The sequence below is a fragment of the Micromonospora sp. CA-248089 genome (assembly GCF_050948515.1).
In the GTDB taxonomy this organism is placed as follows: domain Bacteria; phylum Actinomycetota; class Actinomycetes; order Mycobacteriales; family Micromonosporaceae; genus Micromonospora.
Window position 1 is genome coordinate 2486934 of the sequence record NZ_CP192016.1, and the last position, 25416, is coordinate 2512349.

General features: G+C 74.1%; 22 protein-coding genes, 2 pseudogenes and 1 riboswitch. Of the genes and pseudogenes, 22 read left to right on the forward strand and 2 right to left on the reverse strand.

Annotated elements, in window-relative coordinates; genetic code table 11:
- The first annotated feature begins 91 nt into the window (after positions 1-91).
- The 15 genes and pseudogenes from ACQP26_RS11860 (at position 92) to ACQP26_RS11930 (ending at position 17011) form a co-directional block, all read left to right on the forward strand.
- Positions 92-1105: a quinone-dependent dihydroorotate dehydrogenase gene (locus tag ACQP26_RS11860; protein WP_433495730.1), complete on the forward strand. Its 1014-nt coding sequence runs from the start codon at positions 92-94 to the stop codon at positions 1103-1105.
- 180 nt (positions 1106-1285) lie between these two features.
- Positions 1286-2560: an adenosylmethionine--8-amino-7-oxononanoate transaminase gene (locus tag ACQP26_RS11865; RefSeq protein WP_433495731.1), complete on the forward strand. Its 1275-nt coding sequence runs from the start codon at positions 1286-1288 to the stop codon at positions 2558-2560.
- Between the two features lie 87 nt (positions 2561-2647).
- Positions 2648-3487: an orotidine-5'-phosphate decarboxylase gene (gene pyrF, locus ACQP26_RS11870; RefSeq protein WP_269700476.1), complete on the forward strand. Its 840-nt coding sequence runs from the start codon at positions 2648-2650 to the stop codon at positions 3485-3487.
- Positions 3488-3662: 175 nt separating this feature from the next.
- Positions 3663-3980 (forward strand): integration host factor, actinobacterial type, encoded by a 318-nt coding sequence (mihF, locus tag ACQP26_RS11875; protein ID WP_013285515.1) that lies wholly within the window; start codon positions 3663-3665, stop codon positions 3978-3980.
- Between the two features lie 25 nt (positions 3981-4005).
- Positions 4006-4557: a guanylate kinase gene (locus tag ACQP26_RS11880; RefSeq protein ID WP_269700475.1), complete on the forward strand. Its 552-nt coding sequence runs from the start codon at positions 4006-4008 to the stop codon at positions 4555-4557.
- Positions 4558-4560: 3 nt separating this feature from the next.
- A complete protein-coding gene (gene rpoZ / locus ACQP26_RS11885) occupies positions 4561-4827 on the forward strand; it encodes a DNA-directed RNA polymerase subunit omega (RefSeq protein ID WP_013285517.1) in 267 nt (88 codons plus the stop codon).
- A 14-nt stretch (positions 4828-4841) separates the two neighbouring features.
- Positions 4842-6050 carry a bifunctional phosphopantothenoylcysteine decarboxylase/phosphopantothenate--cysteine ligase CoaBC gene (gene coaBC, locus ACQP26_RS11890; protein WP_433495732.1) on the forward strand — a complete coding sequence of 403 codons (1209 nt, stop codon included), beginning with the start codon at positions 4842-4844 and terminating at the stop codon, positions 6048-6050.
- An 82-nt stretch (positions 6051-6132) separates the two neighbouring features.
- Positions 6133-7338 carry a methionine adenosyltransferase gene (gene metK, locus ACQP26_RS11895; protein ID WP_433495733.1) on the forward strand — a complete coding sequence of 402 codons (1206 nt, stop codon included), beginning with the start codon at positions 6133-6135 and terminating at the stop codon, positions 7336-7338.
- 59 nt (positions 7339-7397) lie between these two features.
- Positions 7398-9394, forward strand: a pseudogene (locus ACQP26_RS11900) (primosomal protein N').
- A 226-nt stretch (positions 9395-9620) separates the two neighbouring features.
- Positions 9621-10601, forward strand: coding sequence for an AAA family ATPase (locus tag ACQP26_RS11905; RefSeq protein ID WP_433495734.1), 981 nt, complete (start codon positions 9621-9623; stop codon positions 10599-10601).
- A 94-nt stretch (positions 10602-10695) separates the two neighbouring features.
- Positions 10696-11958, forward strand: coding sequence for a cytochrome P450 (locus tag ACQP26_RS11910; RefSeq protein WP_433495735.1), 1263 nt, complete (start codon positions 10696-10698; stop codon positions 11956-11958).
- Between the two features lie 42 nt (positions 11959-12000).
- The gene (gene def, locus ACQP26_RS11915) at positions 12001-12561 is read left to right on the forward strand and encodes a peptide deformylase (protein ID WP_269700469.1); all 561 of its coding nucleotides are present in this window, start codon (positions 12001-12003) and stop codon (positions 12559-12561) included.
- Positions 12562-12566: 5 nt separating this feature from the next.
- Positions 12567-13493, forward strand: a complete 927-nt coding sequence (gene fmt, locus ACQP26_RS11920) for a methionyl-tRNA formyltransferase (RefSeq protein ID WP_269700468.1) — start codon at positions 12567-12569, stop codon at positions 13491-13493.
- The gene (locus tag ACQP26_RS11925; RefSeq protein ID WP_433495736.1) at positions 13490-15028 is read left to right on the forward strand and encodes an RsmB/NOP family class I SAM-dependent RNA methyltransferase; all 1539 of its coding nucleotides are present in this window, start codon (positions 13490-13492) and stop codon (positions 15026-15028) included. Before fmt ends, ACQP26_RS11925 begins: the two co-directional genes overlap by 4 nt.
- A 234-nt stretch (positions 15029-15262) precedes the next feature.
- A complete protein-coding gene (locus tag ACQP26_RS11930) occupies positions 15263-17011 on the forward strand; it encodes a M28 family peptidase (RefSeq protein ID WP_281578314.1) in 1749 nt (582 codons plus the stop codon).
- A gap of 43 nt (positions 17012-17054) precedes the next feature.
- Here the strand turns inward: ACQP26_RS11930 and ACQP26_RS11935 are convergent, their stop codons facing one another.
- A complete protein-coding gene (locus ACQP26_RS11935) occupies positions 17055-17945 on the reverse strand; it encodes a septum formation family protein (protein ID WP_269700465.1) in 891 nt (296 codons plus the stop codon).
- 76 nt (positions 17946-18021) lie between these two features.
- Positions 18022-18909, reverse strand: a complete 888-nt coding sequence (locus ACQP26_RS11940) for a septum formation family protein (RefSeq protein WP_281578312.1) — start codon at positions 18907-18909, stop codon at positions 18022-18024.
- Between the two features lie 261 nt (positions 18910-19170).
- On the opposite strand from ACQP26_RS11940, the gene rpe reads away from it, so the two are divergent.
- The 7 genes and pseudogenes from rpe to ribH all read left to right on the forward strand — a co-directional run bounded on the left by rpe (position 19171) and on the right by ribH (position 25356).
- On the forward strand, positions 19171-19851 hold the full coding sequence (gene rpe / locus ACQP26_RS11945; protein WP_174534484.1) for a ribulose-phosphate 3-epimerase: 681 nt from the start codon (positions 19171-19173) through the stop codon (positions 19849-19851).
- A 1-nt stretch (position 19852) separates the two neighbouring features.
- Entirely contained in the window at positions 19853-20809 is a 957-nt protein-coding gene (locus tag ACQP26_RS11950) for a response regulator (protein ID WP_269700461.1), read from the forward strand.
- Positions 20810-20882: 73 nt separating this feature from the next.
- Positions 20883-21055: riboswitch (FMN riboswitch) on the forward strand.
- A 167-nt stretch (positions 21056-21222) separates the two neighbouring features.
- Positions 21223-22284 carry a bifunctional diaminohydroxyphosphoribosylaminopyrimidine deaminase/5-amino-6-(5-phosphoribosylamino)uracil reductase RibD gene (ribD, locus tag ACQP26_RS11955; protein WP_433495737.1) on the forward strand — a complete coding sequence of 354 codons (1062 nt, stop codon included), beginning with the start codon at positions 21223-21225 and terminating at the stop codon, positions 22282-22284.
- Between the two features lies 1 nt (position 22285).
- Positions 22286-22907, forward strand: a pseudogene (locus ACQP26_RS11960) (riboflavin synthase); the annotation flags it as partial.
- Positions 22897-23592 carry a nicotinamide riboside transporter PnuC gene (gene pnuC, locus ACQP26_RS11965; RefSeq protein ID WP_269700456.1) on the forward strand — a complete coding sequence of 232 codons (696 nt, stop codon included), beginning with the start codon at positions 22897-22899 and terminating at the stop codon, positions 23590-23592. The pseudogene ACQP26_RS11960 and the gene pnuC, both read left to right, overlap by 11 nt.
- On the forward strand, positions 23589-24854 hold the full coding sequence (locus tag ACQP26_RS11970; protein ID WP_433496130.1) for a bifunctional 3,4-dihydroxy-2-butanone-4-phosphate synthase/GTP cyclohydrolase II: 1266 nt from the start codon (positions 23589-23591) through the stop codon (positions 24852-24854). Before pnuC ends, ACQP26_RS11970 begins: the two co-directional genes overlap by 4 nt.
- Positions 24855-24858: 4 nt before the next feature.
- The gene (gene ribH / locus ACQP26_RS11975; RefSeq protein ID WP_269700455.1) at positions 24859-25356 is read left to right on the forward strand and encodes a 6,7-dimethyl-8-ribityllumazine synthase; all 498 of its coding nucleotides are present in this window, start codon (positions 24859-24861) and stop codon (positions 25354-25356) included.
- The last annotated feature ends 60 nt before the right edge of the window (positions 25357-25416 follow it).

Sequence of the window (25416 nt, forward strand, 5' to 3'; positions counted from 1 at the left end):
ACGCGCCGATCATGAGGTTGGCGGCGGATATCGAGATCCACATCGCCGCCAACCTCATGATCAACGGGCTGGCCGGGCAGGGGGCCGGGGCGTGATCTTCGAGAAGGTGGTGCGGCCCCGGTTGTTCTCGCTCGCGGGCGGGGACGCCGAGGGCGCGCACGAGTGGACGCTGGAACGGCTCGCGGCGGTGTCGCGGCGGCCGGCGGTCCTCGCGGCGCTGCGGCGGGCGTACTTCCGGGCGGCGCCGCGGACGGTGTTCGGGGTGCGCTTCCCCAACCCGGTCGGGCTGGCGGCCGGCATGGACAAGAACGGACTCGCGTTGCCCGCCTGGCCGGCGCTCGGCTTCGGTTTCGTCGAGGTCGGGACCGTCACCGCGCACGCCCAGCCGGGCAATCCCCGGCCCCGGCTGTTCCGGCTGCGCGACAGCGAAGCCGTGATCAACCGGATGGGCTTCAACAACGCGGGCGCGGCGGCGCTCGCGGACCGGCTGGCCGCCCTGCCGCGCCCGCTCGGCGTGCCGCTGGGCATCTCGCTCGGCAAGTCCAAGGTCACCCCGCTGGACGAGGCGGTCGAGGACTACCTCGCGTCCTACCGGGCGCTCAAGGAGCACGGCGACTACTTCGCGGTGAACGTGTCCTCACCGAACACCCCCGGACTGCGGTCGCTTCAGGACCGGTCCCACCTGGACGCGCTGCTCGCCGCGCTGGTGGGGGAGAAGCCGGTGCTGGTGAAGATCGCCCCCGACCTGACCGAGCCGGCCGTGGCCGAGCTGCTGGAGGTGTGCCTCGACCGGGGTGCGGCCGGGGTCATCGCCACGAACACCACGCTCGCCCGCGACGGACTAGCCCCGGCCGACCGGGCGCGGGCCGCCGAGGCCGGCGGTCTGTCCGGCCGGCCGCTGACCGCCCGGGCCCGGGAGATGGTCGCCTTCGTGCACCGCGAGACCGGCGGGCGGCTACCGGTGATCGGCGTGGGCGGCATCCTCGACCCGGACGACGCGACACGCATGTTCGACGCCGGCGCCGCCCTGCTCCAGCTCTACACCGGCTTCATCTACCGGGGCCCGTCCCTGACCCGAGCCATCACCCGAACCACCCGACCCTGACCCCGACCCACCCCGCCCCCCGCCCCCTGCACCCCGCCGATCTTGCACTTCCGGCCCCGGCATACCGCCTCATCGCGGGCGCGGCGGGGGCGGCAACCGCAAGATCAGCGAGGAGGGCGGGGAGAGCGGGGAGGGGGCGGGGAAGGCGGGGAGGGGCGGGGTCGAGGAGGAGGAGGAGACGTGACGCCTGAGGAGATCCTGGAAGCCGACCGGCGGCACGTGTGGCACCCGTACGCCGCCGTCCCGCCCGCCAGCGCGCCGTACGTGGTGGACAGCGCCGAAGGGGTGCGGCTGCGGCTCGTCGACGGGCGGGAGCTGGTCGACGGCATGTCGTCGTGGTGGGCGGCGATCCACGGCTACCGGCACCCGGTGCTCGACGCCGCGGTGACCGACCAGCTCGGGCGGATGAGCCACGTGATGTTCGGCGGGCTCACCCACGAGCCCGCGGTACGCCTGGCGCGCACGCTCGTCGAGCTGACCCCGGACGGCCTGGAACACGTCTTCCTGGCCGACTCCGGCTCGGTCAGCGTCGAGGTCGCGGTGAAGATGTGCCTGCAGTACCAGCGGGCGCGGGGACGCCCGCAGCGCCGCCGGCTGGGCACCTGGCGGGGCGGCTACCACGGCGACACGTTCCACCCGATGAGCGTCTGCGACCCGGAGGGCGGCATGCACCACCTCTGGGGCGACGTGCTGCCCCGGCAGGTGTTCGCGCCGGTGCCGCCGCCCGGCTTCGACGTGGCGCCGGATCCGGCGTACGAGGCGGCGCTGGTGGAGGCGGTGGAACGGCACGCGGACGAGCTGGCCGCGGTGATCGTCGAGCCGGTGGTCCAGGGGGCCGGCGGGATGCGGTTCCACCACCCGCACTACCTGCGCGTGCTGCGCGAGGTGACCCGGCGGCACGGCATCCTGCTGGTCTTCGACGAGATCGCCACCGGCTTCGGCCGGACCGGCCGGATGTTCGCCGCCGAGCACGCCGGTGTCGCCCCGGACGTGCTGTGCGTCGGCAAGGCGCTCACCGGCGGCTACCTGACGCTGGCGGCGGCGCTGTGCACGACCGAGGTGGCGGCGGCCATCTCCGCCGACGGGGTGCTGGCGCACGGGCCGACGTTCATGGGCAACCCGCTCGCCTGCGCCGTCGCCAACGCCTCCCTGGACCTGCTGCGCGCCGGGGACTGGGCGGGACGGGTGGCGGGCATCGCCGAGGGTCTGCGGGCCGGCCTGGAGCCGCTGCGGGACGCCCCCGGCGTGGCCGACGTCCGCGTGCTCGGCGCCATCGGGGTGGTGCAGCTCGACCACGAGGTGGACCTGCCCCGGGCGACGGCCGCCGCGGTGGCCGAGGGGGTGTGGCTGCGCCCGTTCCGGGATCTCGTCTACACGATGCCGCCGTACGTCTGCGACGCCGCGGACGTGGCGCGGATCGCGGCCGGAGTGGCCGCGGCGGTCAAGGCCGGCTGAGCCCGGCCGGGTTCGACAGGGCGCGACGGGAGGACCGTCGCCGGACATGCCAGGCGGCCCGGAGCCGCCGGAAGAGGGAGAGACGCGATGGAGACGTTCGGCACCCGTCTGCACCGGGCCGTGGCGGAACGAGGGCCGCTCTGCGTGGGGATCGACCCACACCCCGGGTTGCTGACCGCCTGGGGCCTGTCCGACGACGTGGCGGGCCTGGAGCGGTTCTGCGCGACGGTGGTGGAGGCGATCGGTGACCGGGTCGCCGTGGTCAAGCCGCAGTCGGCGTTCTTCGAGCGCTTCGGCGCCCGGGGCGTCGGCGTGCTTGAGTCAACTATCCGACAGTTGCGAGATTTGGGAGCGCTCACTCTGCTTGACGTGAAGCGTGGCGACATCGGCTCGACGGTCGCCGCGTACGCGTCGGCGTACCTCGATCCATCCAGCCCTCTGTATGTCGATGCGGTCACCGCGAGCCCCTACCTGGGAGTAGGTTCGCTCGCCCCGATGTTCTCCACCGCCGCCGAGCACGGCGGCGGGGTCTTCGTCCTGGCGCTCACGTCCAACCCGGAGGGTGCCTCCGTGCAGCGCGCCGTGGGTGCCGACGGGCGCACTGTCGCGCAGACCGTGATCGACGAGATTTCCCAGCTCAACCGGGGTGCGGAGCCGCTCGGCAGCTTCGGTCTGGTGGTCGGCGCGACGGTCGGTGAGACGGGTCACGATCTGGACTCGGTCAACGGTCCGCTGCTCGCGCCGGGGCTGGGCGCGCAGGGCGGAACGCCCGCCGGGTTGCGTACCGTGTTCGGCGCCGCGCTGCCGTCGGTGCTCCCGTCGTACTCCCGGGAGGTGCTCGGCGCGGGCCCCGACCCGGCCGACCTGCGGGCCGCCACCGAGCGGGTGCTGGCCGACTGCCGGGCCGCCCTGGGCGCGGCGGACTGACTGACGGCTCGGTCACTTTCCGTTGATCATCGCGCGCCCACGTTGCCGAAATCTCCGTTGACCGCTAGTTTTCCCCGCGCTGGGAACCACGGACCCCTTTGGTTGCCAGCGACACCACGTTTCACAGATGCGGTGGGGCGCTCCGCCCGCCGTACTAGGGACCTGAGGAGAACTGGTGCCGCTCCCGTCACTGACCCCCGAACAGCGCGCTGCCGCGCTGGAGAAGGCCGCGGAGATCCGCAAGGCCCGCGCTGAGCTGAAGGAGCAGCTCAAGCAGGGCAAGACCACCCTCGCCACCGTCCTCGAGCGGGCCGAGTCCGACGACGTCGTGGGCAAGCTGAAGGTTTCGGCCGTGCTCCAGGCGATGCCGGGCATCGGCAAGATCCGGGCCACCCAGATCATGGAGAAGCTCAAGATCGCGGACAGCCGTCGCCTGCGCGGCCTCGGCGAGCAGCAGCGCAAGGCTCTGCTCGGAGAGTTCGCCGCCAACTGAACGGCCCGCCGTGTAGAAACAAGCGGTGAGCACGGATGACGAGGCGCGCTCGGCGGCTCGGCTCACTGTTCTGTCCGGTCCCTCCGGGGCCGGCCGGAGCAGTGTCGTCGAGGCGGTCCGGGCGCGCCTTGCGTCTGTCTGGGTGCCGGTGGTGGCCACCACCCGCCCACCGCGTCCGGACGAGCGCGACGGCGTCGACCGCGTCTTCCTCGACGCGCCCGGCTTCGACCGGCTGATCGCCGCCGGGGAGCTGCTCGAGTGGTGCCGGATCGGGCCGTACCGCAGGGGGGTGCCCCGCGCCCCGGTGCGGACGCGGCTCGCCGAGGGACGGCCGGTGCTGCTGCCGCTGGACCTGGCCGGCGCGCTCGCGGTACGGGCGGCGGCGCCCGGCGTCCGGCTGGTGCTCCTCGCGCCGCCGGCGTACCGCGCCGACCCGGACGTGGCGGCCGTCTTCGCCCACGCGGTGGCACACGACCACACCGAGCGCGCCGCGGCGGAGCTGGTAGGATTGCTCGGTTCGTCCTTCCTGGCTCCGGCCCGACCGCCCGCGGGCGGCGCACGAGACGCAGAGGTTTAATTCGTGGGATCCATCGCCACCAACCCCGAGGGCATCACCAACCCGCCGATCGACGAGCTGCTCGAGAAGACCACCTCGAAGTACGCGCTGGTCATCTTCGCCGCCAAGCGCGCCCGTCAGGTGAACGCCTACTACAGCCAGCTCGGTGAGGGCCTCCTGGAGTACGTCGGCCCGCTGGTGGAGACCACCCCGCAGGAGAAGCCGCTCTCCATCGCCATGCGCGAGATCAACGCGGGCCTGCTCACCGCCGAGCCGACCGACCAGCCGTAACCGCGCCCGCGCCGATGCCCGCCGAGATCGTCCTCGGGGTCGGCGGCGGCATCGCCGCCTACAAGGCGTGTGAGCTGCTCCGGCTCTTCACCGAGTCGGGTCACCGGGTCCGGGTGGTGCCGACCGCCTCGGCGCTCCGCTTCGTCGGGGTGCCGACCTGGGCGGCCCTGTCCGGTCAGCCGGTCGCCGACGACGTCTGGTCCGACGTGCACGAGGTGCCGCACGTGCGGCTCGGGCAGCACGCCGACCTGGTCGTCGTCGCACCGGCCACCGCCGACCTGCTCGCCAAGGCCGCCCACGGCCTCGCCGACGACCTGCTCACCAACACGCTGCTGACCGCACGCTGCCCGGTCCTGCTGGCGCCCGCCATGCACACCGAGATGTGGGAGCACCCGGCCACCGTCGCGAACGTGGCAACGCTGCGCTCGCGGGGCGTCCGCGTGATCGAGCCCGCAGCGGGCCGGCTCACCGGGCGGGACACCGGCAAGGGCCGGCTGCCCGACCCGGCGGAGATCTTCGCGGTGGCCCGCCGGGCGCTGGCCCGCGGTGCCGAGGCCGAGGCCGACCTGGCGGGCCGGCACGTGGTGGTCACCGCCGGGGGCACCCGGGAGCCGCTGGACCCGGTCCGGTTCCTGGGCAACAGGTCGTCCGGCAAGCAGGGGTACGCGTTCGCCCGCGCCGCCGTCGCCCGGGGCGCCCGGGTCACGCTCGTCGCGGCGAACGTGGCGCTGCCCGACCCGGCCGGGGTGGATCTGGTCCGGGTGGGCACCACCGAGGAGCTGCGCGCCGCCACGCTCACGGCGGCCGCCGACGCGGACGCCGTGGTCATGGCCGCCGCGCCCGCGGACTTCCGGCCGGCCGGCTACGCCACCACGAAGATCAAGAAGTCCGACGACGGCGTCGCGCCGGTCATCGAGCTGGTCACCAACCCGGACATCGCCGCCGAGCTGGGGCGCGTCCGCCGTCCCGGCCAGGTGCTGGTGATCTTCGCCGCCGAGACCGACGACGCGGAGGCCAACGGCCGGGCCAAACTGGCCCGCAAGGGGGCCGACATGATCGTGATCAACGAGGTCGGCGTGGACAAGGTCTTCGGCGCCGACACCAACGCGGCCACCGTGATCGGAACCGACGGCGCCGTGCACCGGCTGTCCGAGCAGCCCAAGGAGGCCCTGGCCGACGCCGTCTGGGACCTCGTCTGTCCGCGGTTGCCGTCACGTTCCTGACGGTTGGTCGACCCGCGTTCATCGGGTCACGGCGGAACGACGGTGACTAAACTGCCGCCGAGCGACCTTTAAAAGTCTTCACATGCTTAGGAGTGCCGTGACACGTCTCTTCACGTCCGAATCGGTCACGGAGGGCCACCCGGACAAGATCGCCGACCAGATCAGTGACGGCATTCTCGACGCGCTGCTCGCCCAGGACCCGCACAGCCGGGTCGCGGTGGAGACGTTGATCACCACTGGCCAGGTGCACGTGGCCGGCGAGGTGACCACCAAGGCGTACGCCGACATTCCGACGATCGTCCGGGAGACCATCCTCGGGATCGGGTACGACTCGTCGAAGAAGGGCTTCGACGGCGCGTCCTGCGGCGTCAGCGTGTCCATCGGTGCCCAGTCGCCGGACATCGCCCAGGGCGTCGACAACGCCTTCGAGCTGCGTACCGGCGGGTCGGAGAGCGCGCTGGACGCCCAGGGCGCCGGTGACCAGGGCATGATGTTCGGCTTCGCCTGCTCCGAGACGCCCGAGCTGATGCCGCTGCCGATCGCGCTGGCGCACCGGCTCTCGCGCCGGCTCGCCGCGGTGCGCAAGGACGGCACGATCCCGTACCTGCGGCCGGACGGCAAGACGCAGGTGACCATCGAGTACGACGGGCTGCGGCCGGTCCGGCTCGACACCGTAGTCGTGTCCAGCCAGCACGCGGCGGACATCTCGCTGGAGTCGCTGCTCACCCCGGACATCCGCGACCACGTGATCGCGCCGGAGCTGGAGGGCCTCGGCCTTCAGACCGAGGGTTACCGGCTGCTGGTGAACCCGACGGGCCGGTTCGAGATCGGTGGGCCGATGGGTGACGCCGGTCTGACCGGCCGGAAGATCATCGTGGACACCTACGGCGGGTACGCCCGGCACGGTGGCGGCGCGTTCTCCGGCAAGGATCCATCCAAAGTGGACCGATCGGCGGCGTACGCGATGCGGTGGGTGGCGAAGAACGTCGTCGCCGCCGGTCTGGCCGAGCGGTGCGAGGCGCAGGTCGCGTACGCGATCGGCAAGGCACATCCGGTGAGCCTGTTCATCGAGACGTTCGGCACCGAGACCGTGCCGGTCGCCTCGATCGAGAAGGCCGTGGCCGAGGTGTTCGACCTGCGCCCGGCCGCCATCATCCGGGACCTGAACCTGCTCCGCCCGATCTACCAGCAGACCGCCGCGTACGGCCACTTCGGCCGGGAGCTGCCGGAGCTGACCTGGGAGGGCACCGACCGGGCCGCCGACCTCAAGTCGGCCGCGGGAGCCTGACCGCCACCACGCGCCGCGACCGGCGACCCGCACCGGGGTCGCCGGTCGCGCGCGTCTGCGTGGACGTGCCGCTGCCGCACCTCGACCGCCCGTTCGACTACCTGGTGCCGGAGGCGCTCGACGCCGACGCCCGGCCCGGGGTACGGGTGAAGGTGCGGTTCGCCGGGCAACTCGTCGACGGCTGGCTGCTGGAGCGCGCCGAGTCGTCCGAGCACCCGAAGCTGGCGTACCTGGAGAAGGTCGTCTCCCCGGTGCCGGTGCTCTCCCCGGAGGTGGCCCGGCTGGCCCGCGCGGTCGCCGACCGGTACGCCGGCAGCCTCGCCGACGTGCTCCGCCTCGCCGTGCCGCCCCGGCACGCCCGCGCCGAGAAGGCCGCCACCGCCGCGGACGCGCCACCCACCGCCTCGGCCACGCCCGACGGCAGCATCGCCACCGCCGACGGCACCGCGCCCCACGGCCTGCCGGCCGAGGCCGCCGACGCCCGGCCGGGCGGCCCGGCGGAGGTGGACCCGCGCGGCTGGCGGGACTACCCGGCCGGGCCGGCGCTGCTGCGCGCGCTCACCGACGGCAGGCCCGCCCGCGCGGTCTGGTCCGCGCTGCCGGGGAGGACTGGGCCGACCGGTACGCCGACGCGGTCGCCGCCACCGTGGCCGGCGGCCGGGGCGCCGTGGTCGTGGTGGCCGACACCCGTGACCTGGACCGCCTCGACGCGGCAGTGACCGCCGTGCTCGGCGCGGGCCGGCACGTCCGGCTGACCGCCGCCGACGGCCCGTCCCGCCGCTACCGGGCCTTCCTCGCCGCCCGGACGGGGGACGCCGACGTGGTGATCGGCACCCGGGCGGCGATGTTCGCCCCGGTGGCCCGCCTCGGCCTGGTGGCGATCTGGGACGACGGCGACGACCTGCACGCCGAGCCTCGCGCGCCGTACCCGCACGCCCGGGACGTGCTGCTCACCCGGGCGCAGCTCGGCGACGTCGCCGCACTGGTCGGCGGGTACGCCCGTACCGCCGAGGCGCAGTTGCTCGTGGAGACCGGCTGGGCGCGCGAGGTGGTGGCCGACCGGGCGGTGGTGCGCGCGCGTACCCCGGCCATGGCGCCCACCGGCGACGACCCGCAACTGGCCCGCGATCCCGGCGCGGCCTCGGCGCGCCTGCCGAGCCTGGCCTGGACCACCGCCCGGGACGCGCTGCGCGCGGACCTGCCGGTGCTGGTGCAGGTGCCGCGCCGGGGCTATGTGCCGTCGGTGGCCTGCGCCGACTGCCGCGCCCCGGCCCGCTGCCCGCACTGCGCCGGACCGCTCGCGCTGCCCTCGGCACAGGGCACGCCCGCCTGCCGCTGGTGCGGCCGGGTGGCCGCCGCGTACGCCTGCCCGGAGTGCGGCGGGCGGCGGCTGCGCGCCTCGGTGACCGGCGCCCGGCGGACCGCCGAGGAGCTGGGCCGGGCGTTCCCCGGCGTGCCGGTGCGCACCTCCGGGCGGGAGGAGGTGCTGGCGACGGTGCCGGGCGGTGCCGGGCTGGTGATCGCCACGCCGGGCGCCGAGCCGGTCGCCGACGGCGGCTACGGCGCGGTGCTGCTGCTCGACTCGTGGGCGCTGCTGACCCGGGCCGACCTGCGGGCCGGCGAGGAGGCGCTGCGGCGCTGGATGGCCGCCGCCGCGCTGGCCCGGCCCGGCCCGGCCGGTGGCCGGGTGGTGGTGGTCGCCGACGGCGCGCTCGCGCCGGTGCAGGCGCTGCTGCGCTGGGACTCCGCCTGGTTCGCCGCCCGGGAGCTGGCCGAGCGGCGGGAGCTGGGCTTCCCGCCCGCGGTACGGATGGCGAGCGTCACCGGCGCGGCCGAGGCGGTGGCCGACCTGCTCGCCGGCGCCCGGCTACCCGATGACGCCGAGGTGCTCGGCCCGGTGCCGGCGGACGAGGGCCGGGAGCGGATGCTGGTCCGCGTGCCCCGGTCCCGGGCCGCCGCGATGGCCGAGGCGCTGCACTCCGCCGCCGGGCAGCGCAGCGCCCGCAAGGCGGCCGATCCGGTGCGGCTGCAGGTCGATCCGCTCACCCTGTTCTGACCGGACCCGATCGGCGTGACACTGCGCACGCGGGCCTTCGCGGACGGTCGTGAGCTGGGGTTTGCCGCACACCTGGTCCGGCAATCGGGTAGCGCACGGTGATAGCATCGCCCGTCATGCCCAGCCGCGCGGTTTCCCCGCGCGGGACGCGGCGCGGCGGGTGCCAGAGCACGTCGGGCCGACACTCGATGTCGTCAGTCAGCCGGTGAGCAGGGGTGGACCAGTCGTGACCGTTCGTCAGTCGATCGTCTTCAACGGTGACCTCGGCAGTGGCAAGAGCACCGTCTCGGTCGAGATCGCCAAGCGGCTGGGGCTGCGCCGGGTCAGCGTCGGCGACCTCTACCGCCAGATGGCCCAGGAGCGGCAGATGACCGCCCTCCAGCTCAACCTGCACGCCGAGTTGGACCAGGCCGTCGACGGCTACGTCGACCAGCTCCAGCGCGACATCGCCGCCTCCGGCGAGTCCCTGGTCATGGACTCCCGCCTGGCGTGGCACTTCTTCACCGACGCGCTCAAGGTGCACATGATCACCGAGCCGACCGAGGCGGCCCGGCGCGTGCTGGCCCGCCCGTCCGGCCCGGCCGAGAGCTACACCTCGCTGGAGGAGGCGCGGGCCAAGCTGCGCGAGCGCAGCGAGAGCGAGCGCGGCCGGTTCATCGTGCGGTACGGCGTCGACAAGGCCCGCTTGCGCAACTACGACCTGGTCTGCGACACCACCCGGGCCAACCCGGAGCAGGTCATCGCGCACGTCATCGACGTCTACGAGGGCCGTCTCGGCGCCGACGTGCTGCGCGCCGGCCAGCCGCTGCTGCTGCTCGACCCGGCCCGGGTGTACCCCACCGAGGACGTGTCGACGCTGCGCGGTCTCTGGGACTCCGACGTCGCGGCCGAGGTGGCCGGCGGCGACGGGGAGCCGGAGCCGCTGAGCATCGGCTACACCGGCGAGTACTTCTTCGTCGTCGACGGGCACCGGCGGCTCAGCGCCGCCGTGCGCGCCGGCCTGCCGATGGTCGCGGCCCGGCTGGTCGCCGAGGTGGAGGAGCCGGTGGTCGGCGGGATCAGCGCCGTCGAGTTCTTCACCGCGCAGGCCCGGCCGGGCCTGATCCACGACTGGGAGGACGCGCACGGCATCACGCTGCCGCTGCCGGAGCACGCGCTGCTCGGCGGTGGCCCGGTGCTCGCCGGGGAGCCGGGCGCCGGCGCCTGACCGCGCGGGACACCGCCACCTCGCCGTCACGGGTTCACCCGATCCGGCGGGCGGGAGCATGATGAAGGCCTCCGATGCCTGGGGAGGCGGAATCGTGGATCCCACCGACGCGCTCGCGCTGCTGATGTCCCCCGAGGGGCGCCTCGACCCCTACCCGACGTACGAGCGGCTGCGCGCGCACGGCCCGGTGGTCCAGGCCGGGCCGGTCTTCTACGTGGTCACCGGGTACGCGGAGGCCGACGCGATCCTGCGCGACGCCCGGTTCGGGGTGATGGACGACGCGCTGCGCGACCAGTTCCTGCCCGGCTGGCGGGACAGCCCGGCGATGCTGTCGATCTCCCGGTCGATGCTGCGCACCAACCCGCCCGACCACAGCCGGATGCGACGGCTGGCCGCGGGCGCGTTCACCCCGCGCCGGATCGCCGCCATGCGCGACGTGGTGCGGGCGCAGGCCGACGAGCTGGTCGACGCGATGCTCACCGCCGACGAGCCGGTCGACTTCATGGGCGCGTTCGCGTACCCGCTTCCGGTCGGGGTGATCTGCGCGCTGCTCGGCGTCCCGGCGGCGGACCGGCCGCTGTTCCGGCGCTGGGCCGCCGACCTGACCGGCGCGCTCGAACCGGAGATCACCGCCGACGAGCTCGCCGTGGCCGACCGGGGAGCGGCGGAGCTGCGCGCGTACTTCACCGAGCTGGTGGCGGCCCGCCGCCGGGCGCCGGCCGACGACCTCACCACCGCGCTGGTCCAGGCCCACGACGGCGGTGACCGGCTCTCCGGCGACGAGCTGCTGGCGAACCTGATCGTGCTGCTGGTGGCCGGCTTCGAGACCACCACGAATCTGCTCGGCAACGGCCTGGTGGCGCTGCTGGCGCATCCGCCCGCCGCGGCGGCGCTGCGCGAGCGGCCCGACGTCGCCCCCGCCTACGTCGACGAGCTGCTGCGCTACGACTCGCCGGTGCAGCTCACCTCGCGGATGAGCACGGCGCCCGCCCGGTACGGCGAGGTCGACCTGCCGCCGGCGAGCTGGGTCATCGTGCTGCTCGGCGCGGCCAACCGCGATCCGCGCCGCTACCCGGATCCGGCCCGTTTCGACCCGTGGCGGGCGCAGATCGCGCCGCTGTCCTTCGGTGCCGGGCCGCACTACTGCCTCGGCGCGGCGCTGGCCCGGCTGGAGGCGCAGGTGGCGTTCCCGCTGCTGCTGCGCCGGCTGCCGGAGATGGCCCTCGCGGGCCGGCCCGAGCGGCGGGTGCGGCTCACCCTGCGTGGTCACGCCACGCTGCCGGTGCGGGTGGGGCGGGAGGCGGCCCCGGTCACCGTTCCCGGTACGCGACCCGGGGCGGCCGGGCCGACTCCGTAGACTGGACGCGCATCGTTCGACCCAGACAAGGAGCCACGCCGAGTGACCGTCCAGCCCATCCGTCTGTTCGGCGATCCGGTGCTGCGCACGCCGGCCGACCCGGTCGTCGACTTCGACGTCGAGCTGCGCAAGCTGATCGCCGACCTGACCGACACGATGCGCGAGCAGAGCGGCGCCGGCCTGGCCGCGCCGCAGCTCGGGGTGGGCCTGCGGGTGTTCACCTTCGACGTCGACGACGTCCTCGGCCACCTGGTCAACCCGGTGCTGGAGTTCCCTGACGAGGAGGAGCAGGACGGCCCGGAGGGCTGCCTGTCCATCCCCGGGCTCTACTTCGACACCAAGCGCCGGCAGAACGTGATCGCCAAGGGCTTCAACGGCTACGGCGACCCGTTGCAGATCGTCGGCACCGGCCTGATGGCCCGCTGCGTGCAGCACGAGACCGACCACCTCGACGGGGTCCTCTTCGTCGACCGGCTCGACCCGGCCGGCCGCAAGGAGGCCATGAAGGCGATCCGCCAGGCCGAGTGGTACGACCAGGCCGCGCCGCCCACCGTCAAGCTGAGCCCGCACGCCGCCGGCAACCCGTTCGGCCTGGGGCGGTGACCCGGATGCGCCTGGTCTTCGCCGGCACCCCGGCGGTCGCCGTACCGGCCCTGGACGCGATCGCCGCCTCCGGGCACGAGTTGCTCGCCGTGGTCACCCGCCCCGACGCCCCGGCCGGTCGTGGCCGGGGACTGGTCCGCTCACCGGTCGGCGCGTGGGCCGACGCGCACGGCGTCGAGGTGCTCACCCCGGCCCGCCCGCGCGAGCCGGAGTTCCTCGACCGGCTGCGCGAGCTGGCGCCGGACTGCGTACCGGTGGTCGCCTACGGCGCGCTGGTGCCGCCGGTGGCGCTGGAGATCCCCCGGCACGGCTGGATCAACCTGCACTTCTCGCTGCTGCCCGCCTGGCGTGGCGCCGCGCCGGTCCAGCACGCCGTGCTGCACGGTGACGAGCTGACCGGGGCCAGCGTCTTCGAGCTGGAGGCGGGGCTGGACACCGGCCCGGTCTACGGCACCGTCACCGACGAGATCCGCCCCGCCGACACCTCCGGTGACCTGCTGGAACGGCTCGCGCACTCCGGCGCCGGGCTGCTGGTCGCCGTCCTCGACGCGATCGGCGCCGGCACCGCCCGCGCCGTGCCGCAGCCCGCCGACGGTGTCTCGCTCGCCCCGAAGCTGACGGTGGAGGACGCCCGGGTCCGCTGGGGCGACCCCGCGTTCGCGGTGGACCGGCGCATCCGCGCCTGCACGCCCGCGCCCGGCCCGTGGACCACGTTCCGCGACGACCGGGTCAAGCTCGGCCCGGTCACACCGGTGGCCGACGGCCCGGAGCTGAAGCCGGGGGAGCTGCACGTGGAGAAGTCGGGCGTGCTCGTCGGCACCGCCACCACGCCGGTGCGCCTGGGCGAGGTGCGCGCCGCCGGCAAGAAGGCCATGCCCGCCGGCGACTGGGCGCGGGGCGCCCGGGTCACCGCCGGCGAGGTGTTCGCGTGACGGGGCCGTCGCGTCCGGACCGGTTCGGCGACCGTGAGCGCGGTGCCCGGCAGCGCGCCGACCGGCCCGCCGCGGACCGGCGTGCCGGCGACCGGTCCGGCGGTGACCGTGAGCGCGGCGAGCGGCGTGGCGGGGACCGGTTCGGCGGGGACCGGCGGGGCGGGCGTCCGGCCCGTCCGGCCGTCGACCTGCCCCGGCAGGTCGCGTACGAGGCGATCGCGGCGGTGCACCGCGACGACGCGTACGCCAACCTGGTGCTCCCGGCGATGCTGCGCGAGGCCGGGCTGACCGGCCGGGACGCCGCGTTCGCCACCGAGCTGACCTACGGCACGCTGCGGCACACCGGCACGCTCGACGCGATCGTCACCGACGCGGCCGGGCGGGACGTGCAGCGCATCGACCCGCCGGTGCGCGACGCGCTGCGGCTCGGGGCGTACCAGATCCTGCACACCCGGGTGCCCGCGCACGCCGCGGTGTCGTCCACCGTCGACCTGGTCCGGTCGGTGGGACCGGGGGCCACCGGGTTCGCCAACGCGGTGCTGCGGGAGATCACCAGCCGGGACGCCGACGCCTGGGTGGCCAAGCTCGCCCCGTCCGAGGAGACCGACCCGATCGGGCACCTCGCGCTGGCGTACAGCCATCCCCAGTGGATCGTGCGGTCGTTCGCGGAGGCCCTGGGCGGCGACATGGGTGAGACGACCCGGCTGCTCATCGAGGACAACGAGCGCCCGCCGGTGCACCTGTGCGCCCGGCCGGGCCGGGCCGACCCGGTGGCGCTGGCCGACGAGGTGGGCGGCGCGCCCGGCGCGTTCTCGCCGTACGCGGTCTACCTGCCCGGCGGGGCGCCGGGTGACCTGGCGGCGGTGGCCGACGGCCGCGCGCACGTGCAGGACGAGGGGTCCCAGCTGGTGGCGGACGCGCTGGCGGCGGCCCCGCTGGACGGCCCGGACGGCCGGTGGCTGGACCTGTGCGCCGGCCCGGGCGGCAAGTCCGGCCTGCTCGGCGCGCTCGCCGCGACCCGTGGCGCGCGGCTGACGGCGGTCGAGGTGGCCGAGCACCGGGCTCGGCTGGTGGAGCAGGCCACCCGTGGGCTGCCGGTGACGGTGCTGCACACCGACGGGCGCAGCGTGGGCAGCGACCCGAAGCTGCCGGAGGGGCACTTCGACCGGGTGCTCGTGGACGCGCCGTGCACCGGGCTGGGCGCGCTGCGCCGCCGCCCGGAGGCGCGGTGGCGCCGCCAGCCGTCGGATCTGCCGCCGCTGACCCGGTTGCAGCGCGAACTGCTCACCGCCGCGTTGCGGGCGGCCCGGCCGGGTGGCCTGGTCGCGTACGTGACCTGCTCGCCGCACGTGGTGGAGACGCACGTGACGGTGACCGAGGCGGCCCGGCGGTGCGGTTTCGGCGTCGACTTCGTCGACGCGCGGCCGCTGCTGCCGGCGGGCATGCCGGGCCTGGGTGACGGGCCCACGGTGCAGCTGTGGCCGCACCGCCACGGCACCGACGCCATGTTCCTGGCGGTTCTCCGCCGCACCTGACCCACCCCTCCCGCAGTCGATCGAGGAGTTCGTGCCTCCGGGTCCGTCGTGCCCGGACGCGAACTCCTTGATCGTCGTGCGGCGAAATGGGGAGGGATGGAGCGTGTGCGGCATCCCGGTGGGGGGAGGGGGTCGGTGGGATGTGACAGCCCGTTGACTGTGCGATCGATACATGTAACTGTTCCGATCACCGGTCCCGGCACCCCGCCCGCCGAACCCCCACGAGGAGTCTCCATGAGACGCAGAACGCCGACCACGAGCCTCGCGCTCGCCCTCGTCGCCACCCTGACGACGGCGAGCCTGGCCGGCACCGCCTCCGCCGCGCCCGCTCCGGCCTCCGCCCCCGCCCCGGCCGTCGCCGCGCTCGCCGCGCCGGACGTCTCCCTCAGCAACATCCAGGCCCACCTCAGCCAGTTCAACTCCATCGCCACCAGCAACGGTGGCAACCGGCGCTCCGGCTCGGCCGGCTACACGGCGTCGGTCAACTACGTCAAGGGCAAGCTCCAGGCCGCCGGCTACACGGTCACCGAGCAGAACTGCTCCACCTGCACCTACCCGGGCAACAACCTGATCGCCGAGTGGCCGCAGGGCCCCTCGGACCAGGTCGTCATGTTCGGCGCGCACCTGGACGGCGTCGCCGCCGGCCCCGGCATCAACGACAACGCCTCCGGTTCGTCGGTGCTGCTGGAGAACGCGCTGGTGCTGGCCGCGCAGAACCCGACCATGACCAAGCGGGTCCGGTTCGCCTGGTGGAACGGCGAGGAGCAGGGGCTGCAGGGCTCCAAGCACTACGTCAACCAGCTCAGCTCCACCCAGCGCGGCTACATCAAGGGCTACTACAACTTCGACATGGTGGGTTCGCCCAACGGCGGCTACTTCATCAACCGGATCACCTCGGCCACCGCCGCGCCGCTGAAGGCGTACTGGGACTCGTTCGGCATCTCGCCGGAGGAGAACACCGAGGGGCAGGGCCGCTCCGACGACTACTCGTTCGCCAACGCCGGCATCCAGACCTCCGGCTACGCGGCGGGCGCCAGCTACACCAAGTCCTCGGCGCAGGCCAGCAAGTGGGGCGGCACCGCGGGCGCGGCGTACGACGGCTGCTACCACCGCTCCTGCGACAACACCAGCAACATCAACACGACCATCCTGAACCGGGCCGCGGACGGCGTGGCGTACGCGATCTGGGCGCTCGCGGTCGGCGGCGGCACGCCCACCAACGACTTCTCCGTCTCGGTGAGCCCCACCTCCGGCAGCGTCGCCCGGGGTGGCTCCACCACCGCCACGGTCAGCACCGCCACCACCGCCGGCAGCGCGCAGACCGTCTCGTTGTCCGCCAGCGGCGCCCCGAGCGGGGTCTCGGTGAGCTTCAGCCCGTCGTCGGTCACCTCGGGCGGCTCGTCCACCATGACGGTCAGCGCCTCGTCGTCGGCCACCACCGGCACGTTCACGCTCACCGTGACCGGCACCGGTTCGGCCACCCGCACCGCCAGCTACACGATCACCGTGACCGGCGGCAGCGGCGGCTGCACCGGCGGGCAGCTCATCGGCAACAGCAGCTTCGAGTCCGGCACCACGCCGTGGACCGCCAGCTCCGGCGTGATCACCAACAGCTCCAGCCAGGCGGCCCGCACCGGGTCGTACAAGGCGTGGATGAACGGGTACGGCTCCTCGCGGACCGACACGCTGTCCCAGTCGGTCACGCTGCCGGCCGGGTGCAGCAGCTACACGTTCTCGTTCTGGCTGCACATCGACACGGCCGAGACGACCAGCTCGGTCGCGTACGACAAGCTCACCGTGCAGGTCGGCTCGACCACGCTGGCCACGTACTCGAACCTGAACAAGGCCACCGGCTACACCCAGCGCACCTTCAACCTGGCCGCGTACGCCGGTCAGACGGTCACGCTGAAGTGGACCGGGGTCGAGGACTCCTCGTTGCAGACCAGCTTCGTCGTGGACGACGTGACGCTGCAGGTCGGCTGAGCGGCCCCGGGCGGGGTGGGTGCCGGCCCGCCCCGCCCGGGTCTCAGTTGATCGGCAGCGCCTTGGCGCCCGCGCCCTTGACCGACTTGGTCAGCGTCCGCCCGGAGACCCACAGGAAGCACTGCACGCCCCGGTCCCCGTCGCGCCACTGCTCCTCGTACGGGTGGTAGATGATGGTCCCGGCCCGGTACTGCATGTTGCCGTCGTTCGGCAGCCCGGCGTACTTGGCGATCAGGCCCCGGCAGGCCTTGTGCGTGCGCAGCGGCGTGCGGTCGAACTCCGCGTAGCTGATGTCCGGCGCCTGGTAGACACCGACGAACTCGGCGTGGTGCTTGCTGGTGCAGGCCACCGGCCGCATCGACTCCACCTCGTCCTTGCGCAGCTTCGGGTTGAAGCAGCCGAGCGCGAGCTTCGAGCCGGGCTTGAGCGCCCCGCGCAGGCTTCCGGTGCGCTGGGCCACGGCGCCCTCGTCCAGATCGGTCACCTCGGCGACGTCGCAGCGGTACCAGCGGGCCCCGCCGGACCACGCCAGCGTCGACGGGAAGACCACCGCCAGCCGCAGCCGCCCGGAGCGCCAGTCCGCGCCGACGGCGCGGGTGACCTGCCGGCCGCAGTCGGCGTGCGCGGCGCGCATCCCGGCCGATCCGGTGCGCGGCGGCGCGGAACGCTCCGCCTCCGCCCCGGTCATCGTGCCCACGTGCAGCGTCTCAGTGCGGTGCGGGGCGGCGCAGTCGACCGGCTGGTAGCCGCTGAGGTATCCGACGTCGGCGACGGTGGGATGGCAGGCGCCGGACTGCGGCACGAAACCGACGGGCGCGGCGAACGCGGGCCAGTCGTCGGTCAGGTCCCTGTCGACCCCGGCCGGCGCGGCGCAGCCGCCGAGCGCCAGCGCCATCACCGCGCCCACGGTGACCGCCGTCCACCATCGCCGCATCCCGACCGACCTCCCCCGTCGTCCGGAGCCGTCCGGCCGACCGGTACGCCTCGGCGGTGCAGCATACGGCAGTCGCTCAGGTCACCGGGAGTCCCTCGGGCCCGGCTCCGCGCACCGAGCGGTTCAGCTTGCGGTCGTCGCTCCACAGGAAACAGCGCACGCCCCGGTCGCCCTCCTCCCACTCCCGCTCCGACGGCGGGTAGAAGATGGACCCGGCCCGGTACGGCAGCTCGGCGTTGTCCGGCACCTCGGCGAACGCGGCGATCAGCGTCATGCAGCGCCGGTGCGTGGTGGGCGCGCCGCGGGTGAACTCCGCCCAGCTCATGTCGCGTTCCTCGTAGACGCCGACGAACTCCGCCCGGTGCGGTTCGGTGCACAGCACCGGGGCCATGTAGTTGAGGTTCTGGCCGATCAGCTTCGGGTCGAAGCACCTGTGCACCAGCGGGTTGTCGCCGACGAGCGCGCCCCGCAGGCTGCCGACCCGGTTGACCGGGCGGGTGTTGTCGATGCTGTCGGTCTCGGCCAGGTCGCACCGGAACCAGCGGGCGCCGGACGCCCAGGCGGTCACCGTCGGCAGCGCGATGTTCAGCGTGAGCCGGGCGGCGTGCCAGTCCCCGCCGATCATCTCCCGCGCCCGCTGGTCGCACTCGGCGCGCGCGGTCCGCAGCGCCGGCGAGCCCGGTTCCGGGCGTACGCCCTGCGCCTCCGGCCCGGTGAACCGGCCGACGTGCACGGTCTCGGCCAGGTGGCTGCCCGCGCAGTTCACCGTCTCGTACGTGGCGGCGGACACCACGGTGCTCAGCCGGGGCAGGCACGCCTCGGTCGCCGGGACGAACAGTTGCGGCACCGGCAGTGCCGCCCAGTCGTCGATCAGGTCGCCGTCGGCCCGGTGCGCCTGTGCGCATCCCGCGAGCACCACCGTCGCGGCGCCGGCCAGCGCGAGCACGTGGAGCCACCGTCGCATCGTCCGCCCCTTCCGGGAGAGATGACAGCCGGTCGTCATAGGCCCGACCGGCGTCCCCCGCGCCCGGGCGTGCAGCATACGTGACCGTCCCTGTAGGAGTTTCGTCACCTTTCAATCGATCGGCCAGTCACCGGCGACTATTCGTGCCGAATTTCTCGCCGGACGGCCCGATGACGCACCATCGGTCACGGAAGGATCACCAGCTGTCGCTCCGGGAGCCGTGCCGCTACCTCCGGATCACCGCGTTCGTACACTGGCCCGGTGACAGTACCGCCGCCGATCGTCGCGCCCAGCATCCTGGCCGCCGATTTCGCCCGCCTCGCCGACGAGGTCCGTGCCGTGGAGCCCGCCGCCGACTGGCTGCACGTGGACGTCATGGACAACCACTTCGTGCCCAATCTGACCATCGGGCTGCCGGTGGTGCAGAGCCTGCGTGCCGTCACGGAGATCCCCTTCGACGTGCACCTGATGATCGAGGACCCGCGCCGCTGGGCGCCCGGGTACGCCGACGCGGGCGCGTACAACGTCACGTTCCACGCCGAGGCGTGCGACGACCCGGTGGCGCTCGCGAAGGACCTGCGCTCGGCCGGGGCGAAGGCGGGGCTGGCGATCGACCGGGACACTCCGATCGAGCCGTACCTGGAGCTGCTGCCGAGCTTCGACACGCTGCTGATCATGACGATCAAGGCCGGCTTCGGCGGCCAGCGTTTCCTGCCGCAACTGCTGGACAAGGTGCGCGCGGCCCGCCGGCACGTCGACAGCGGGCACCTGGAGCTGCGCATCGAGGTCGACGGCGGCATCGCCGCGGACACCATCGAGCAGGCCGCCGCGGCCGGCGCCGACGCGTTCGTCGCGGGCACCGCCGTCTACGGCGCTGACGATCCCGCGGAGGCGGTACGCCGCCTGCGGGGCCTGGCGGAACGCGCGATGACCGGGGCCTGAGATGGACCCGGCCGGCGAGCGACCCGACGTGATCCTCGTCGTCGACGACGACGAGGACATCGCCCGCTTCGTCGAGTTCAACCTGCGCCTGCACGGCTTCGAGGTGCTGCACGCCGCCGACGGCCAGGAGGCGCTGGAGATCATCGAGCGGCAGCGGCCCGACCTCGCCGTGGTCGACCTGATGATGCCGCGCATCGACGGGCTGGAACTGACCCGGCGGCTGCGCGCCGACCCGATGACCTCGGCCCTGCCGGTGATCATGCTCACCGCCAAGGGGATGACCCAGGACAAGGTCAACGGGCTCAGCGTCGGCGCGGACGACTACCTGGTCAAGCCGTTCGACACGCTGGAACTGGTGGCCCGGGTCAACTCCACGCTGCGGCGCAACAAGGAGTTCCGGGAGGTCTCGCCGCTGACCGGCCTGCCCGGCAACAGCCGGATCCGGCGGGAGATCAGCGACCGGGTGCGCAACGGCGTCGACTACGCCGTCGGCTACATCGACATCGACCGGTTCAAGAGCGTCAACGACCGGTACGGCTTCGTGCGCGGCGACGAGTTCATCTCCGCCCTGGCCCGCAGCCTGCACCGGGCGGTGGTGTCGATCGGGCTGCCACCGGCGTTCCTCGGCCACGTCGGCGGCGACGACTTCGTCATCGTCTGCGCCCCCAACCAGGTCCGGCCGCTGACCAGCCGGGCCGTGGTCGACTTCGAGAAGGCCGCGGACGCGCTCTACGACGCCACCGACCGGGAACGCGGCTTCGTCGAGCTGAAGGACCGGCGCGGGAACATCCGCCGCGCCGCGCTCGTCACGCTCTCCATCGGCGTGTCGCTGTCCGATTCCGGCAAGCGGTTCACCGACCCGCTGGAGGCGATCGCGGTGGCCTCGGAGATGAAGACAGTGGCCAAGAGCCAGCCCGGCTCGTACGTGGCGGTGGACCGCCGTCGCGGCGTCACCTGACCGGCCCTGTGAGGTAGCTCGCCTCTGTGGCGCACGGCCGGGCGGAACGTGTAAGACTTCCCGTGTACCCACCACGCGCTGGCGGGGCTCGGTGAAATTCCGAACCGGCGGTGATCCACGGTCCGACCGTGGTAAGCCCGCGACCCGGACGGCTTCGGCCGAACGGTGGACCTGGTGAGAATCCGGGGCCGACGGTTGGGGTGCGGCTCGTCCGCCCCCAGAAAGTCCGGATGGGAGACAGCGCGCGGAACGGGGGAGGCCCCTGCCGGCCGCTGAGCACCCTCAGCCGCCGCGTGGGCTCCCCGGGGTCGGCACTGCCGTCCCCGGGTTTCCCGCCGCCGCGTGTCCGCGGCCTTCGTGCCGCTGCTCCCGAACCGCCCGCGCGTGACCGGCGAGCGGGAGGACAGGCGGCCATGGCGAGCGTCTCCGTCGACGAGGCGATGCGTCGTGCCATCGAACTGGCCGCGCGCGGCCTCGGCGCCACGAGCCCCAATCCGGTGGTCGGCTGCGTGCTGCTCGGCGCCGACGGCGAGGTCGTCGGCGAGGGCTTCCACGCGTACGCCGGCGGCCCGCACGCGGAGATCGTCGCGCTGGCCCAGGCCGGCACGCGCGCCCGCGGCGGCACCGCTGTGGTCACCCTCGAACCCTGCGACCACACCGGCCGCACCGGCCCCTGCAGCCACGCGCTCATCGCCGCCGGGGTGTCCCGCGTGGTGATCGCCGTCCCCGACCCCAACCCGGTCGCCTCCGGCGGCGCGGCCACGCTGCGCGCCGCCGGGGTCCAGGTCGATCTGGGGGTACGCGGCCAGGAAGCGGAGGCCGGCAACGTGGCCTGGCTCACCTCGATGCGCCGGGGCTGGCCGTTCGTGATCTGGAAGTACGCGGCCACGCTCGACGGGCGCTCCGCCGCCGCCGACGGCACCAGCATGTGGATCACCTCCGAGGCGGCCCGGATCGACGTGCACGCGCTGCGCGGCACCGTCGACGCGGTGCTCGCCGGGGTGGGCACCGTCCTCACCGACGACCCCCGCCTCACCGCACGCAACCTGCGCGACGGCACGCTCGCCATCCGGCAGCCGCTGCGGGTGGTGGTGGACAGCTCGGGGCGTACCCCGGCCGACGCCCGGGTCCGCGACGGCGCCGCCCGCACCTGGGTGGCCACCGCCGCGGAGGTCGGCGCCGGCCCGGACGGCCGGGTCGACCTGGCGGCGCTGCTCGCGGAGCTGCACCACCGGGGCGTGCGGGCCGCGCTGCTGGAGGGCGGGCCCACGCTGGCCGGCGCGTTCCTCGCCGCCGGCCTGGTCGACAAGATCGTCGGGTACGTCGCGCCGAAGCTGCTCGGCGCCGGCCCGACCGCGCTGCGCGACGCCGGCGTGACGACCATCGCCGACGCCATCGACCTGGAGATCACCGACGTTACGCGGGTCGGTCCCGACCTGCGGATCACCGCGCTGCCCCGGAAGAGGGAGGCCTGACATGTTCACCGGCATCGTCGAGGAACTGGGCGAGATCGTCCGGAGCACCGAGACCGGGGACGACTCCGCGCTGGTCGCCATCCGCGGCCCGCTCGTCACCTCGGACGCCCGGCACGGCGACTCGATCGCGGTCAACGGCGTCTGCCTCACCGTGGTCGACGTCGACGGCGGCGTCTTCACCGCCGACGTGATGGGCGAGACGCTGCGCCGCACCGCGCTGGGCGCGCTGCGCCCCGGTGACCCGGTCAACCTGGAACGGGCCGCCGCGCTCAACAGCCGCCTCGGCGGGCACCTGGTGCAGGGTCACGTCGACGGCGTCGGTGAGATCGTCGCCCGGGAGCCGGCCGCGCAGTGGGAGACCGTGCGGTTCCGGCTGCCCGCCGGGCTGGCCCGGTACGTGGTGGAGAAGGGCTCGATCACCGTCGACGGCGTCTCACTGACCGTCGCCGAGGCCGGCGACGACTGGTTCTCGGTCGGTCTGATCCCCACCACGCTGAAACTCACGGTGCTCGGCAGCAAGCAGGTCGGTGACCCGGTCAACCTCGAGGTGGACGTGCTGGCCAAGTACGTCGAGCGGCTGCTCGGCGACCGGAGTGCGGGGGGTGCCCGGTGATGGGCCCGCTCGGCTGGCTGCTCGACGCCCAGGTGCACGTGGCCGGTTCGCCGGTGCTGGTCCGGGAGATCGTCGGCAACGGCTTCGGGCTCGCCTCGGCGCTGCTCGGGCTGCGCCGGGTGGTCTGGGCCTGGCCGGTCGGCATGATCGGCAACGCGCTGCTGCTCACCGTGTTCCTCGGCGGCGTCTTCGTCACCCCGCAGGCGCACGACCTCTACGGCCAGGCCGGCCGGCAGGTCTTCTTCTTCAGCGTCAGCGTGTACGGCTGGTGGCGCTGGTCGCGCAACCGGCGCGGCGGTGGCGGGGACCAGCCGGCCGTGGTGCCGCGCTGGGCCACCTGGCCGGAGCGGCTCGGCCTGCTCGTCGCCGCCGTCGTCGGCACCGCCGCCGCGTACCCGGTGCTCGCCGCGCTCGGCTCGTGGGGGCCGCTGCCGGACGCCTGGATCCTGGTCGGCAGCCTGCTCGCCACCTACGGCATGGCCCGCGGCTGGGTCGAGTTCTGGCTGATCTGGATCGCCGTCGACGCGGTCGGTGTACCACTGCTGCTGCGCGGCGGCTTCTACCCGTCGGCCGCCATGTACCTGGTCTACGGCGCGTTCTGCGCCGCCGGCCTGTACAGCTGGTGGCGCACCTCCCGGGCCGTCGCGACCGCGCCCGCCCCGATCCCGGCGACGTACTCGGAGGCCGTGGCATGAGCACGTTCGGTTCGATCGAGCAGGCGGTGGCGGACATCGCCGCCGGGCGTCCGGTGGTGGTGGTCGACGACGAGGACCGCGAGAACGAGGGCGACCTGATCTTCGCGGCCGAGCTGGCCACCCCGGAGCTGGTCGCGTTCATGGTCCGCTACACCTCCGGCTACATCTGCGTGCCGCTGACCGAGGACGAGTGCGACCGGCTGGACCTCCCGCCGATGCACCACACGAACCAGGACCGGCGCGGCACCGCGTACACGGTGACGGTGGACGCCCGGGAGGGCGTCAGCACCGGCATCTCGGCCGCCGACCGGTCGCACACCATCCGGCTGCTCGCCGACGCCGCCACCGGCCCCACCGACCTGGCCCGGCCCGGTCACGTGGTGCCGCTGCGCGCCCGCGCCGGCGGGGTGCTGCGCCGCCCCGGGCACACCGAGGCGGCGGTGGACCTGACCCGGCTGGCCGGGCTGCGCCCGGCCGGCGTGCTCTGCGAGCTGGTGAACGACGACGGCACCATGATGCGCCTGCCGGACCTGGAGAAGTTCTGCGCCGAGCACGGGCTGACGCTGGTCACCATCGCGGACCTGATCGCCTACCGGCGGCGTACCGAGAAGCAGGTCGAGCTGGCCGCCGAGGCGCGGATGCCCACCCCGTACGGCGTGTTCCGGGCGCTCGGCTACCGCGCCGAGCACGACCCGGCCGAGCACGTCGCGCTGGTCATGGGCGACCTGGGCGACGGGCGGGACGTGCTGGTGCGGGTGCACTCCGAGTGCCTCACCGGCGACGTGTTCGGCTCGCTGCGCTGCGACTGCGGGCCGCAGTTGCAGGCCGCGCTGGCCCGGGTCGCGCAGGAGGGCCGCGGCGTGGTCCTCTACGTGCGCGGGCACGAGGGCCGGGGTATCGGCCTGCTGCACAAGCTGCAGGCGTACCAGCTCCAGGACCAGGGCCGCGACACCGTGGACGCGAACCTCGACCTGGGCCTGCCGGCCGACGCCCGCGACTACGGCACCGGCGCGCAGATCCTCTACGACCTGGGCGTGCGGTCGATGCGGCTGCTGACCAACAACCCGGCCAAACGGGCCGGGCTGGAGGGATACGGCCTCACCGTGACCGGGCGGGAGGGGCTGCCCGTGCGGTCCAACCCGGAGAACGTGCGCTACCTGCGCACCAAGCGGGACCGGATGGGTCACCTGCTGGACGGACTGGACGAGGTGACCGAGGCGCCGATGGGCCGCCCGGTCGCCGGTGACGAGATCGGAGCGTAGGGCGATGGCGGGTTTCGGTGAGCCGGGCGTGAGCGCGGTGGACGCCGCCGGCATGACTGTCGGCGTGGTGGCCGCCCGGTGGCACGGCGACCTGACCGACCACATGACCGAGCGGGCCGTGGCCGCCGCGCAGGCGTGCGGGGCGCGGGCCGTGGTGGCCCGGGTGGCGGGCTCGGTGGAGCTGCCGGTGGTGGCCCAGGCGATGGCACGCCGCTTCGACGTGGTCGTCGCGCTCGGCGTGGTGGTCCGTGGCGCGACGGCGCACTTCGACTACGTGTGCCAGTCCGTCACCGAGGGGCTGACCCGGGTGGCGCTGGACGAGGGCAAGCCGGTGGCGCACGGGGTGCTCACCGTGGACACCATCGAGCAGGCCCGGGACCGGGCCGGGCTGCCCGGCTCGGCCGAGGACAAGGGCTGGTCGGCGACGGTCGCCGCGCTGGACGCCGCGCTGGCCGTGCGCGCCCTCGACGCCCAGTCCGCCCACCGGGTCGGCTTCGCCTGACCCACCGGTCACCCCAGGAGCGCACCCCCTCCCCACCACTCGGTCGATCATGAAGTTGAC

Coding starts and splice junctions, on each gene's coding strand:
- pyrF (WP_269700476.1), top strand. CDS start 2,648: ATGGAGACGTTCGGCACCCGTCTGCACCGGGCCGTGGCGGAACGAGGG.
- coaBC (WP_433495732.1), top strand. CDS start 4,842: ATGCCCGCCGAGATCGTCCTCGGGGTCGGCGGCGGCATCGCCGCCTAC.
- metK (WP_433495733.1), top strand. CDS start 6,133: ATGCTTAGGAGTGCCGTGACACGTCTCTTCACGTCCGAATCGGTCACG.
- fmt (WP_269700468.1), top strand. CDS start 12,567: ATGCGCCTGGTCTTCGCCGGCACCCCGGCGGTCGCCGTACCGGCCCTG.
- ACQP26_RS11930 (WP_281578314.1), top strand. CDS start 15,263: ATGAGACGCAGAACGCCGACCACGAGCCTCGCGCTCGCCCTCGTCGCC.
- ACQP26_RS11935 (WP_269700465.1), bottom strand. CDS start 17,945: ATGCGGCGATGGTGGACGGCGGTCACCGTGGGCGCGGTGATGGCGCTG.
- ACQP26_RS11940 (WP_281578312.1), bottom strand. CDS start 18,909: ATGCGACGGTGGCTCCACGTGCTCGCGCTGGCCGGCGCCGCGACGGTG.
- ACQP26_RS11950 (WP_269700461.1), top strand. CDS start 19,853: ATGGACCCGGCCGGCGAGCGACCCGACGTGATCCTCGTCGTCGACGAC.
- ribD (WP_433495737.1), top strand. CDS start 21,223: ATGGCGAGCGTCTCCGTCGACGAGGCGATGCGTCGTGCCATCGAACTG.
- pnuC (WP_269700456.1), top strand. CDS start 22,897: ATGGGCCCGCTCGGCTGGCTGCTCGACGCCCAGGTGCACGTGGCCGGT.
- ACQP26_RS11970 (WP_433496130.1), top strand. CDS start 23,589: ATGAGCACGTTCGGTTCGATCGAGCAGGCGGTGGCGGACATCGCCGCC.
- ribH (WP_269700455.1), top strand. CDS start 24,859: ATGGCGGGTTTCGGTGAGCCGGGCGTGAGCGCGGTGGACGCCGCCGGC.